The organism is Rhodoferax sp., assembly GCF_011391645.1.
Lineage (GTDB): Bacteria > Pseudomonadota > Gammaproteobacteria > Burkholderiales > Burkholderiaceae_C > Rhodoferax.
In genome coordinates, this window is the sequence record NZ_JAABQC010000087.1 from 1 (window position 1) to 12579 (window position 12579).

General features: G+C 61.1%; 11 protein-coding genes. 1 reads left to right on the forward strand and 10 read right to left on the reverse strand.

Features of this window, described 5'->3' with window-relative positions; genetic code table 11:
* Positions 1 to 178: 178 nt before the first annotated feature.
* Positions 179 to 700, reverse strand: a complete 522-nt coding sequence (locus GPS82_RS10880; protein WP_296494485.1) for a transporter substrate-binding domain-containing protein — start codon at positions 698 to 700, stop codon at positions 179 to 181.
* Between the two features lie 203 nt (positions 701 to 903).
* Positions 904 to 4140 (reverse strand): EAL domain-containing protein, encoded by a 3237-nt coding sequence (locus GPS82_RS10885; RefSeq protein ID WP_296494487.1) that lies wholly within the window; start codon positions 4138 to 4140, stop codon positions 904 to 906.
* Positions 4141 to 4412: 272 nt separating this feature from the next.
* Here GPS82_RS10885 and glgP point away from each other — a divergent pair, with 272 nt between their 5' ends.
* Positions 4413 to 6521: an alpha-glucan family phosphorylase gene (glgP, locus tag GPS82_RS10890; protein ID WP_296494489.1), complete on the forward strand. Its 2109-nt coding sequence runs from the start codon at positions 4413 to 4415 to the stop codon at positions 6519 to 6521.
* A 24-nt stretch (positions 6522 to 6545) separates the two neighbouring features.
* Here glgP and GPS82_RS10895 read toward each other — a convergent pair whose 3' ends face one another.
* From GPS82_RS10895 to GPS82_RS10930, 8 genes are all read right to left on the reverse strand, one after another.
* The gene (locus GPS82_RS10895) at positions 6546 to 7499 is read right to left on the reverse strand and encodes a Gfo/Idh/MocA family oxidoreductase (RefSeq protein WP_296494491.1); all 954 of its coding nucleotides are present in this window, start codon (positions 7497 to 7499) and stop codon (positions 6546 to 6548) included.
* A 202-nt stretch (positions 7500 to 7701) separates the two neighbouring features.
* Positions 7702 to 8568, reverse strand: coding sequence for a class III extradiol dioxygenase subunit beta (locus tag GPS82_RS10900; RefSeq protein ID WP_296494493.1), 867 nt, complete (start codon positions 8566 to 8568; stop codon positions 7702 to 7704).
* A gap of 2 nt (positions 8569 to 8570) precedes the next feature.
* Positions 8571 to 9014: a protocatechuate 4,5-dioxygenase subunit alpha gene (ligA, locus tag GPS82_RS10905; protein WP_296494495.1), complete on the reverse strand. Its 444-nt coding sequence runs from the start codon at positions 9012 to 9014 to the stop codon at positions 8571 to 8573.
* A gap of 3 nt (positions 9015 to 9017) precedes the next feature.
* Complete coding sequence (locus GPS82_RS10910) at positions 9018 to 9941, reverse strand: amidohydrolase family protein (RefSeq protein ID WP_296494497.1); 924 nt, start codon at positions 9939 to 9941, stop codon at positions 9018 to 9020.
* Positions 9938 to 10870, reverse strand: coding sequence for an NAD(P)-dependent oxidoreductase (locus GPS82_RS10915; protein ID WP_296494500.1), 933 nt, complete (start codon positions 10868 to 10870; stop codon positions 9938 to 9940). The genes GPS82_RS10910 and GPS82_RS10915 overlap by 4 nt, the downstream gene beginning before the upstream one ends.
* A gap of 67 nt (positions 10871 to 10937) precedes the next feature.
* Positions 10938 to 11621 carry a 4-carboxy-4-hydroxy-2-oxoadipate aldolase/oxaloacetate decarboxylase gene (ligK, locus tag GPS82_RS10920; protein ID WP_296494502.1) on the reverse strand — a complete coding sequence of 228 codons (684 nt, stop codon included), beginning with the start codon at positions 11619 to 11621 and terminating at the stop codon, positions 10938 to 10940.
* 13 nt (positions 11622 to 11634) lie between these two features.
* Positions 11635 to 12162: a hemerythrin domain-containing protein gene (locus GPS82_RS10925; RefSeq protein WP_296494505.1), complete on the reverse strand. Its 528-nt coding sequence runs from the start codon at positions 12160 to 12162 to the stop codon at positions 11635 to 11637.
* Positions 12163 to 12176: 14 nt separating this feature from the next.
* Positions 12177 to 12579: amidohydrolase family protein (locus tag GPS82_RS10930; protein ID WP_296494508.1), on the reverse strand; the 403-nt coding region annotated here is incomplete at its 5' end.

A 12579-nucleotide genomic window follows, 5' to 3' on the forward strand; every position in this document is an offset into this window, starting at 1 on the left:
GCCGGAGTCGGTGAGCCAGTCAATCAACACGTCTTCGGCGCGCAGCTTGAATACGTTGAGTTTGGCCGCTTCCAGCAACCCAACCCGCTCGGCACGGGTGGTCATGCGAATCGGTTCAATGCTTTTGATGCGAAACGGCTCGATCAGGGTTTTGGGCATGGTGTTTCCTTGCATGGTTTCATAAAAACCTGAAGGTAGCACCGCCCGGGGGAGCATGGTGTCGGTTATTTCCAACACGGCTCGCCGGTTGGTGCAGAGGCATGTGGCGCTCCTGGGCCGTGATGGTCTGCACACCCTTGGCCAGAATGGACCGGAGCAGGCTTTCGTCCTTGAGAACGCCAATGCGAAGCTGATTGGTGTACTCGGGTATCTGGCCCGAGATCTTCAGATTGAAGAGCCCTTCTTTCTTTATGGCATTGGCGGCCACGATCAGCGAGCGAATGGTCAGGTCGGCTTTGCGCTCAGACACCAACGCCATCGCCGCAGGCTCGCTGGTGGTCAGGATGACCCTTAAATTGGGGAAGTCGCGACGCACGCGCTCTTCGACCATGATGCCGCGCGGCAAGGCCAAGCTCTTACCCTCAAGCCCCTTGAGGTCGGCAATGAAGCCGTGCTCCTCGCGGGTGATGATGACATTGGGATCAAAAAAGATGGGCTTGGTAAAAATCAACCAGGCGTCGCGGGCCGGGGTTTGCCGCACCCGCCACTATGGCAATGGTTGACAAGAAGATTCTCACCACCAGCTTTGGTAGCGCGCCGAAGCCATTGAGCATGTAGAGACTCCAGTCCATCAGTTCGGCAAACTGGGGAGTGAGTCCCCGGAACATACCGGTAGCGCGTTGACCCAAAGATTTTAGTCGCCCGGAAGGCGGGTGCTTTGCTGAGGCGCCACGGGGCGCCCTGCTACAGCTCGTCGCGCCGAGCTTGCTCGGACCAAGCCGCGTCTGGCTGCCAGGCCGCAGCCCAGCCAGGCATCAGTTCGGCAGGCATGGGCCGCGCAATGCCGTAACCCTGCGCCAGTTCGCAGCCCAGTTGCAGCAGCAGGGTGCCATGTTCGATCGTCTCCACCCCTTCGGCAATCACATTGCACCTGAAAGCGGCAGCCAGGCTGATGATGCCTTCCAGAATGGCCAGATCATCCGGGTCTTCGAGCATGTCACGCACAAAGCTCTGGTCGATCTTGAGCGTTTCGATGCGCAGGCGCTTGAGGTAGGTCAGTGACGAGTAGCCAGTGCCAAAGTCGTCCAGCGCAAACATCACGCCAAAGCGGGCGCAGTCTTCAATCACCCGGGACACCTGGGCAATGTCATTGAGCGCGGTGGTCTCCAGCACCTCGAGTTCGAGGGAGCTCGGTTTCACCCGGGGGTGCGCCGCCAGAATGGATTGCAGCCGCTCGACAAAATCGGCTTGCTGCAACTGGTAGGCACTGACGTTGACACTGACCGCCATGTCAAGGCCGGCCCGCTGCCACCGCTCTATTTGAGTCAGCGCAGTGTCGATCACCCAATCGCCAACGGACACGGCCAGAGGATGCTCCTCAATCACCGGCAAAAACATGGCCGGCGCCAGCAGCCCTTTGTCCAGGTGCTGCCAGCGGATCAGGGCCTCGGTGCCAATGACCTGGCCAGTTCGCATGTTGACCTTGGGCTGGTAATGCAGCACAAATTCGCGCTGCGCCAGCGCCAGTCGGATACGCTCGGCGTTTTCATGATGACCGCGGATACTGCTGTCCTGCTCGGCGTCGAAGAACTGGTACTGGTTCTTGCCGGCCAGCTTCGCCAAGTACATGGCCTGGTCAGCCTGGCGCAGCAATTGATCGGCATCGATCTCCTGCGATTGGGGATAAAAGGTGACCCCCAGACTGGCTGACACCTGAAGGTGGAGGTCGCCGACCTGAATGGGCGTTGCGCAGGCCAGCAGCAGCCTGCTGAGCATCGGCTGGATGGCCAGCGGGTCTTCCAGATCAATCAGCACCGCCACGAACTCGTCGCCGCCGAGGCGCGCCAGGCTGTCGCCCTCGCGCAGGCACTGGCTCATGCGCTGGGCCAGAATGACGAGAACCCGGTCACCGGTTGCATGCGTGTGCCGGTCATTGATGGCCTTGAAGCCATCCAGGTCAAGGTAAACCACCGCCAGTTGCTGTTTGCGGCGCAGCGCCTGCACCATCGCCTGCTGCATTCGGTCAGCCAGCAGCACGCGGTTGGGCAGATGGGTCAGCGCGTCAAAGTGGGCGATTTGCAGCAACTGATGTTCGTACCTCCTGCGCTCGGTGATGTCGAGGAAGGTAACGACCACATGGCACAGTTCTCCGCCTTCATCACGCATCGGATAGGCATTGCACAGCACCCAGGTGGGATCATTGAAGTTGGTGTGGCGCACGCCGACCACTTGGTTCCTGAGCGGCTCACCGGACGCGACCACCCGATTCACGGGATAGTCCTCCAACGGCATGAGTGTTCCATTGTCCTGAAGAAAGCACCAGTCAGGGCTCAGTGCCGTCCTGCCCATGAGCTGGTCATGGCTCAGCCCGAGGAGCGCAGCCGCCACCGGGTTAAAGAGCTCGATCGAAGTGTCGGGGCGATGCACCACCACGCCGGAGCAAAGGTTGTCCAGCAGCGCCCGGTACCTTTGCTCGCTGGCCTTCAGCGCCACCTGCGCCAGGTGGCGCTCGGTGATGTCGCTGAACACCAGCACCACGCCGACGCCGTCACCGGCCGCATTGCGCATGGGCGCCGCGCTGCCGGCAATCCGGTACTCTTGGGCATCCTTGGCCAATAACAGTGTGTGGTCGGCGAGTGCAAGTTCCTCGTCGCGCGTCATCACCCATTGCACCGGATCGGGCAAGGCCTCGCGCGTGTCGGCCTGGACAATGTGGAAAACCTCGGCAAGCGGGCGACGCATCGCCTCAGCCAGGCTCCAGCCGGTCAAACGCTCGGCCGCCGGATTCATGCTGCTGACACGCCCGGCCTGGTCGATGGCCATGACCGCGTCGCCAATCGAGTTCAAGGTGATGGCGAGGTTTTGCTCGCTTTTCACAAGGGCATCTTCGCGCTGCGTCCAAGTCTCGATCAGGCGATTGAAACTGCCCGTCAATTGACCGATCTCATTGCGCGTGGTAACGGGCAATGGTGTCGGGATCCGCCTGGCCTTGGCCAGTGTGGCCATGGCAGCCACTGTTGCCATCAATGGTGAAAGCTCGCGCCGCAACAGCCACCAGGTCAGTCCACCGGCCAACAGGGTCAGCAAAAGCGTCGCCAGAAGCAGCCGCTGCTGCATGTTGTGGATGGGTGCGAAGGCCTCTGGCGTTGGTGTCCCGAGCAAGGCATACCACCCCGCCTCGGTGATCTGCTTCACCGAGGCAAACTGTTGCTCGCCCAGCGCATTGATCAGGACCGAGGAGCCCTCGTAGCCCGCAATATTTCGGTCAACGAAGCGGTTCACACCGGGAGCAGGCAGCACTTCCATGATGCGTTTCTTGTCAGTGGCCGTGACAATCAGCCGGTACCTGGGGTCGATGATCAGAAAACCACCGGTCCTGCCGAAGTTGGACCTGGTAATCTTGTCCAGAAAATTGGGCTTGCTGAGGTCAATCACGCCCGACATGGCACCAATCACCTGACCCTGGGCATTTCGGATCGGCACGGCCATGCCGAAAACCGGCGCTTGCAGTTGCTTGCCAATGACCGGCTTGCCAATGGCGCGCTTCCCCTCCTTGAGTGCTTCGGCGATGTGATCTCTGTCCAGATAATTGACCCCAACCCGACCTGATGCCACCGGCACAGAGGCAATCGTGTTGCCATCAGGCCCAACAATGAGGGTGCCGGCATTAAAAAGGTTTTGAAGCATTGGACGCTGCTCCAATAGCGTCTGCATCGCCGGCGCACTGCGCGTCAAGTCCGCGCCGGCTTGTTTGGCAATCTGGTCAAGGGCGTCAAACCTCTCGACCAGCTCCTCGCCGACTTGTGCCGCGACAAAGGAGACGGTGGAGAACTGTTGCTCGCCCAGCAGACGCTCCATGTCTTCTTGCAACAGGCGACTGGTAAACAGCGAGAGGGCCCAAATGCTGAGCACAAAAACCGCCAGCATGAACAGGGTCAGCCTGGTCTTCAGGGAGTGCCAGTGGGGAATGTGGGGGTCCACGTTGATTCTTCCAACGAATAAATATTTAAGGCCCTAAGTGTGGTTCACACTTTAGCACCCTCCAAACTCTGCTTTATCAATTGAGACACTTGGCACGAAATCGCGCATCCATGATTTCTATCAATTTGCCACAGCCTCTGACCAACAATACTGCCCAAAAGTCATCCGGTTGCGGTGCCAGTTCAACCAGATTCGAATCTGATGTCGGCAACCGTTCAGTGAGTCCAATGCATCTGGATTGAGGAGTCAACATGTTTGCAGGTGATTTAGACATGACCGCAGCGATTGCTGAACTGGCGAAGTCTCTTCCTGAACCACTGCGCCCGCTGGCGCGCATAGCCTTTGACTACCGATGGTCATGGGCGGTTGGCGGTGCCGCGCTCTTTGAGGCGATTGATCCTGAACGCTGGGCGCGCACCGGTCAAAACCCCAGGCGCCTGCTTACCGAGACCCAGCGCGCCCTGCTGGAGCGGGCCGCTGCCGATACTGACTTTGTTGACCGGGTCGAGCGCATGCGCTCCGAACTGGAAGCCGATCGCGCCCGCCCGTGGCTCCCGGGCGTGGCCAGTCCCGCGCATCCGATTGCGTTCTGTTGTTCCGAGTTCGGTGTCCATGACTCGTTGCCGATTTATTCAGGGGGGCTTGGCGTGCTGGCGGGCGACATCCTGAAGGAGGCGTCCGACCTTGCCCTGCCGATGGTGGGCGTTGGCCTGCTGTACCGCACCGGGTATTTCCACCAAAAGATCGACGTGACCGGACTCCAGCATGAGTACTGGATCGACACCGACCCGGATCGGCTGCCCTGCGTGAAGGTGACGGGTATTGACGGGCGTCCGGTGACGGTGAGCGTCCCGATTCATGGCGAGCATGTGACGGTGCAGGTCTGGCGGGTGGACGTGGGGCGCGTGCCGCTCTACCTGCTCGATACCGATTTGCCGGTGAACAGCCAGGTTGGGCGCTGGATCACCTCCCGGCTGTATGAAGGCAGCCGCCTGATTCGCCTGGCCCAGTACGCGGTGCTCGGCGTGGGTGGCGTCAGGGTGTTGCGCGCGCTTGGCATCGAGCCGGCGCTCTATCACCTCAACGAGGGGCACCCGGCGCTTGGCATTTTTGAGATGCTGGCCCAGGTGCAGGCCGAAACAGGCAAGGACATCGACCAAGCCTGGCAGCAGGTGCGTGAAAAGATCGTGTTCACAACCCACACACCGGTGCCGGCCGGCAATGAAACCTACCAGCGCGGCGAAGTGCTGACCATGCTTGGGGCGATTGCCGACATGGTCGGACACCGCGAGCGCCTTCTGTCCATGGGGCGGGTGAACCCGCAAGATGCCAATGAGGCATCCAGCATGACCGTGCTGGCCATGCGCTCCAGCCGCCATGTCAACGCTGTCAGCCAGCGCCATGGTCAGGTGGCGCGCGCCATGTGGCAAACGCTATATCCTGGGCGCTCAGTCGATGAGGTGCCTATTTCCCATGTCACCAACGGCGTGCATGTTGCCACTTGGCTGCGGGGCCCCATGCGTGAATTGCTGGATCGTTATCTGGGCCCCGGTTGGCTCAGCCGCGCCGACCAGCCTGAAACCTGGCTTCCTGTGCAAGACATTCCGGCGGGCGAACTGTGGGCGGCGCGCTGCGCCGCACGCAAACAATTGACTGACATGATTGCCCGCCGCGGCACCAGCGACCGGCTGCGTCGCGGCGAACCGCTCGACTATGTGGAGGCGGTCAGCAGCGGCTTCGACCCGGACCGGCTCACGATCGGCTTTGCGCGCCGTCTGGCCACCTACAAACGCCTGCATCTTGTGGCCCACTTGCCAGAGCGGGCGATTGCCCTGATCGGGGGGAGCCACCCGGTGCAATTCGTGTTTGCGGGCAAGGCCCATCCCGACGACGTGGCGGCGAAAGAAGTCGTGCGCGAGGTGTTCAGGCTGAAGATGGCAGCCGGTGTGGCAGGACGCGCCGCGTTTCTTGAGGACTATGACCTGACCCTTGCGAGCCAACTGGTGGCCGGTTGCGACGTGTGGGTCAACGTGCCCCGGCCGCCCAACGAGGCCAGCGGCACCAGCGGCATGAAGTCCTGCCTGGGGGGCGGCCTGCAACTGTCAGTGCTGGACGGCTGGTGGGCCGAGGCCTGGGACGGCACCAATGGCTGGGCGATCAGTGGCGAAATTGATGGCGACACCCAGGCGCAAGACCAGCGGCACGCGCACGCCATGTTTGACCTGCTCGAGCAAGAGATCGTGCCGATGTTTCACGAGCGTGATGCCAGTGGCGTGCCACAACGCTGGGTAGAAATGATGCGCCGCAGCCTGCAGACCCATGGCCCCCGCTTCTCGGCGACCAGAATGCTGCGCGACTATCTGGCACAGGTCTATTCATGACGCCCATCGCAGGCATGGTTTGCTTTAATCGCCCAACTGCTGCTCCAGATCATGCAGCACGCGGTAACACGGCAACACGTCGGCCACGCCACCGTTGGGCTGGCGGCCCTCACGGATGGCGGCAAAAAATTCGCGGTCCTGCAGTTCGATGCCGTTCATGCTGACGGCCACGGCGGACACATCGATCTTTTCTTCCTTGCCGCTGAACAGGTCGTCGTAGCGGGCAATGTAGGTGGCGGTGTCGCCGATGTAGCGGAAAAAGGTGCCCAGCGGTCCGTCGTTGTTGAAGCTCAGGCTCAGCGTGCAGATCGCACCATTGGCGGCCTTGAGCTGGATGCTCATGTCCATGGCAATGCCCAACGTGGGGTGAATCGGCCCCTGGATGGCGTTCGCCTTGACGATGGGGCTGCCGCACTGGTAAGCAAACAGGTCCACCGTGTGGGCGGCGTGGTGCCATAACAAATGATCGGTCCAGCTGCGCGGCTGGCCCAGCGCGTTCATGTTGGAGCGGCGGAAAAAGTAGGTCTGCACATCCATCTGCTGGATGTTGAACTTGCCAGCCGTAATTTGCTGGTGCACATACTGGTGGCTGGGGTTGAAGCGGCGGGTGTGGCCGCACATGGCGAACAAACCGCTCTTTTCAGCCACCTGCGCCACTTCTTCGCCATCCCTGAGCACGTCGCACAACGGAATCTCCACCTGCACATGTTTGCCCGCGCGCAGGCAGGCCAGCGTTTGCGAGGCGTGAATCTGGGTCGGCGTGCACAAGATGACGGCGTCCACCTCTTTAAGCGCCAGGCTGTCAACCAGCTCGGTGGTGACATGGCCAATGCCGTATTTGGCGGCCACTTCACGGGTCTTGTCCAACTCGCGGCTGACGAGCGAGACGACTTCAACGCCTTTAATGTTCTTGATGCCGTCCAGGTGTTTGATGCCAAAGGCACCCGCGCCGGCCAGCGCAACTTTGATAGGTTTCATAACTTTTCCCTCATTGATTCAATTCACATATTCTGCTTCCGACGCCACAGGAGCTGGGTGCGCAGGGTGTCTGGCGAAGCGAAGTAAAGGAGGAGGCCCGGGCGCCAGTCCAGGCCGGGGGACATGAGCGCAGCCGTATACCCTGCGCGCCCAGCGGCCGACAGCGCAAGACGGTTCCCCAGCGACGCAACTTCATCCCTCCTCAAGCCTCCTGCAAAATCAAATGCCCCACCGCCGTGTTCGACGCAGGCACATGGTAAAAGCGGTGCTTGACCACAGGCGCTTTGCCGCCGGCCACATCGGCCATGGCGCCGCGTGCGATGAGCCACATCACCAGCTCGATACCCTCGCTGCCGGCCTCGCGCACGTAGTCGATGTGCGGCACCTTGGCACAAGCGGCCGGGTCGGCAATCATTTGATCGAGCCAGGTGTTGTCCCATTCGCGGTTGATCAGGCCGGCGCGCGGGCCCTGCAATTGGTGGCTCATGCCGCCGGTGCCCCAGATGTGCACATTCAGGTCTTCGTCAAAACTTTCCACCGCACGGCGAATCGCTTGCCCCAGCGCAAAACAACGTGCACCCGACGGCACCGGGTACTGCACCACATTCACATGGAACGGAATCACCGGGCAAGGCCATGCGTCCTTGACCGGGTCGAGCGGGCCGCACATCATACTTAGCGGCACGGTCAAACCGTGGTCTACCGGCATCTTGTTGCAAATTGTCAGGTCAAAGTCGCTCTGAATCACCGAATGTGCAATGTGCGCGGCCAGCTCCGGGTGACCGACAACCTTGGGCACCGGACGCGGGCCCCAGCCTTCATCGGCCACCGGGAACTCGGCCGCCACGCCCAGCGCAAAGGTGGGAATCATGTCCAGACTGAAGGCAGTGGCGTGGTCGTTGTAGACCAGAAAGATTACGTCGGGCTTGTTGTCCTTCATCCACTGTTTGGAATATTCGTAGCCGTCAAAGACGTTTTTCCAATAGGGCTCGGCAGTTTTTCCCTGGTCCAGCGCAATGCCGATGGCCGGCACGTGAGAGGTGTAAACCGATGCGGTGATGTGTGCCATGTTCAGGCCTTTGATTTCTGGGCAGCTGAGCCCTGGGGTTGATGTTGTGGCTGGGCGTTGCCTTCCTCGCTAAGGTAGCGGTTGCCTTCAATGCTGCGGCCTCCGCTGAGCATCATGGCGCGGTATTCCACCTCGGTCATGCCGGTCATGCTGCCCGCCATTTGCTGGTAGTTCAGGCCATCGGTGGCACCGATGCGCGCCAAAAAGTAGATGTTGCCACCCAGCGCCATGCAGCGGTTCAGGTCGCGGTCGATTACCGCCTGTTTCTGCTCTTCGGTCATCGGCCATTCGTCCAGGTAGGCGCGCTGATCGGCCTTGAAACGCGCTCGGTTCTCGGGCTTCATCAGCGAGACGCAAAACTGGTTCAGGTGGTAGCCCTTGCGGCTTTGTTCGGCATCAAAAATCAGCGTGCCGGGTACGTCTTTGTAGGGTTTGTCGAGTGCCATGCGTTAGCTCCAGTAAAGTCGGTTGGGGTTGTCCACCAGCAGCTTGTGCTGCAACGCTGCGGTGGGGGCAATGTGCGGAATAAAGTCCACCAGCAGGCCATCGTCGGGCATGTGGTCTTTTAAATTGGGGTGTGGCCAGTCGGTGCCCCAGAGCACGCGGTCCGGAAATTCTTCAACGATGGCCCTGGCAAACCGCACCACGTCGGGGTAGGCGTTTTGCTCGCCGTTAAGGGCTTTCGGCCCGGTCAGGCTCAGGCGCTCGGGGCAGCTCACCTTGCTCCAGACGTTGGCGTGCTCGCGCATGAGCTTCTGAAACAGAGCAAACTGCGGGCCGTCCACGGGCAGCGACACATCGGGCCGGCCCATGTGATCGACCACCACGGTGGTCGGCAAGGTGGTAAAAAAGTCCCACAGCTCGGGCAGGTCCACCGCTTCAAAATAAATCACCACATGCCAGCCCCAGTGCTTGATGCGCGTGGCAATTTCCATCAGCTCGTCCTTGGGCGTGAAGTCCACCAGGCGCTTGACAAAGTTGAATCGCACGCCACGCACTCCCGCGTCGTGCATGGCCTGCAATTCGGCATCGCTTACGCTACGCTTGACCGTGGCCACACCGCGCGCCCTGCCGTTTGAATGCATCAGCGCATCCACCAGCGCCCGGTTGTCGGCCCCGTGGCATGTGGCCTGCACGATCACGTTTTTATCAAAACCCAGGTGATCACGCAGCGCAAACAACTGCGCCTTGGAGGCATCACACGGCGTGTACTTGCGCTCGGGTGCATAGGGAAACTCGGCGCCCGGGCCGAACACATGGCAATGCGCATCGACCGCGCCGGCGGGCAGTTTGAAAATGGGCCTGGCTGGTCCGGCGTACCAGTCCAGCCAGCCTGGGGTTTTGGTGAAGTCACCTGTGGTGGCCTGGTTCATTGTTCAATCCTCGGTTTGACATGCGCGAGCATGCGGTCGGACTCCACGCGCCAGTCGGCGCTGCGGGCAAATTCTGGCGTGCCTTTGGTGCCAAACACAGCGCCATCGGTGAGATCGGCCACCCAGGCCTGGCGCTCGGCAGTGCCGCTTGCCGACCAAGGGGTCAGGCCGGCATCACGCACCGTTTCGGCCACTTCACGCACTTCCTCGCTGCGACGGCGGCCATGCTCGATGACACGCTGGAAGAAATAGGCGGCCTGTTTTTCCCAGTCGATGCCAGGGAAAGTCTCGTAAAGGGAGGCCACCACCGCGTCTTCCACGCCGTAGTGGCGGGCCACGGTGAAACTCTCGATGACCATGGCCTCCAGACCCTTGATCATGACGCTGCGGCACATTTTGGTGGCACTGGCCACGCCCAGTGTGTCGCTGGCCACCTTGCTGGCGAAACCCAGGGCATTGAGCCATGGCGACAGTTCAGCGGCATGCGCGCCTCCGAGCAACAGCGGCACCTTGATGCGGTACGGCGGGATGCTGGTCATGACGGCGCCTTCCACATAACAGCCACCGGCTGCGTCAATCAAGGCGGCCGCGCGCTGCTTGGCGCCGGGAGACGCCGAGTTGAAGTCAAGTAAGAAGCTGCCTGGCCGGACTGAGTCGGCGCAGGCCTCGGCCACCCGCACGGTCTGGCTGGCCGTGACCGCGCTGATGATCAGGTCAGCGCCCGCCGCCAGTTCCGCACTGGCGCCAAGCAAAGCCACGCCATGCTGTGCGGCATGGTCTTGCAGGGGCGCGGCGGTGGCAGCGTTGTCCAGCTTGAGGTCATAGGCGCTGACGGTGATGCCCTGGGCGCGCAGGTCTTCCGCCAGGATGCGGCCCACTTCGCCATAGCCGACTAGGCCGATGCGCCATTGTTTGGGGTCTGTTTGCATATTTCTTATTCAGTTGAGGACAGAGCAAAGTTCACTCCGTGTAACTCTTGGTCTGTCCCGCAAAGTCTCAGTCTATGTATTTCAGGCCGGCCTTTTCCAGGCCTTCACGCATCTTGTAGTAGTCCAGCCCGAGCACCCCCGAGGCAAAGATGGCGCGCTTGGCGCCTTCGTTGGCCTCGCGCGCCTCAGCCGCATCCGCCACCTGTAGCGCCAGGGCGGCGGGCACCACCACCACACCGTCGATGTCGGCAATCACCACATCGCCGGGGTTGACCAGTGCGCCTGCGCACACCACGGGCACATTGACCGAGCCCAGCGTGGCCTTGATGGTGCCTTTGGCATGGATGGCTTTGCTGAAAACCGGGAAGTTCATCTCGGTCAGATCTTTCACATCGCGCACGCCGCCGTCAATGACCAGGCCGACGGCACCTCGGGCCATGAACGACGTGGCCAGCAGGTCACCAAAAAAACCGTCGGCGTTGTCGGTGGTGCAGGCGGCCACCACCACGTCACCGGGCAGCAATTGTTCGGCTGCCACATGCAGCATCCAGTTGTCACCGGGTTGCAGCAGCACAGTCACGGCGGTACCGCAAATCTTGGCGCCGTTGTAGATCGGGCGCAGGGTGGGCTTCATGAGCCCGACACGGCCCATGGCCTCGTGGATGGTGGCAACACCAAACTGCGACAGTTTGGCGACCGCCGCCTGATCGGCTCGGGTGATGTTGCGTTTCACGATGCCCAGTTGGTTCATGTTGTTCTCCGGTTCAGGTTGGCGATGGCTGCTGCTTGATATGCCGCACATGCAGCGACAGACCGAGCGCTGCCATGTGGTTGCTGTTGCGGCTCAGGATCGCCTCGGACAGCGGCAGAAACAGCGATTCTTCAAAAGCCGCGTGGGCCTGGTACTGGGCCACCAAGTGCTGGAGGGCAACGGGATCGATCGCCACGGGCTGCCCCTTGGCCATTTTTTTAAGTTGCGGCTCCAGTTTGGCCCACATCGCCTCCACTTGCCGGTGTTCACGCGTCAATCGGTCGGTGATGGACTTGACCTGCGCCAGTTCCTCACCCGGCTCGGCGCTGGCCAGCACGGCCTCAAACAACACCCTTTCCTCTTCTTCATGGTGATTGAAGATGACGTCACGAAAGAAGTTGCGCGTGCTCTCGGCCACCTGACGGGCCCGCTCGGCGGCCTCGGCCAGCGCCGACAGATCTTCCATCGCCGTCAAGTGCCGCAAAATGCCTTCGTGGCAATGCGAAAAGTTGGTGATCGGTGCGTTGGGGATGTTGGACATGGGAAAACTCCTGACTAAGCGACTTGTCGGGCTTTCAGCCGCGCATCTAGGCGCGGGAACACGCGCCGGGCGTTGCCTTCATAAATCTGCTGACGGTCGGCATCGCTCAGTATCTTGCTGGCTTCGATGTAGCGCTTGGTGTCGTCATAGTAGTGACCGGTCTCGGGGTCGATACCGCGCACGGCACCGATCATTTCACTGGCGAACAGCACGTTCTTGACAGGAATCACAGTGTTGAGCAGGTCAATGCCCGGCTGGTGGTAGACGCAGGTGTCAAAGAAGATGTTGTTAAGCAGATGCTCTGACAACAGCGGTTTTTTCAGCTCCTGCGCCAAGCCGCGAAAACGCCCCCAGTGGTAAGGCACAGCGCCGCCGCCATGCGGGATCAAAAATTTGAGCGTCGGGAAATCCTTGAAC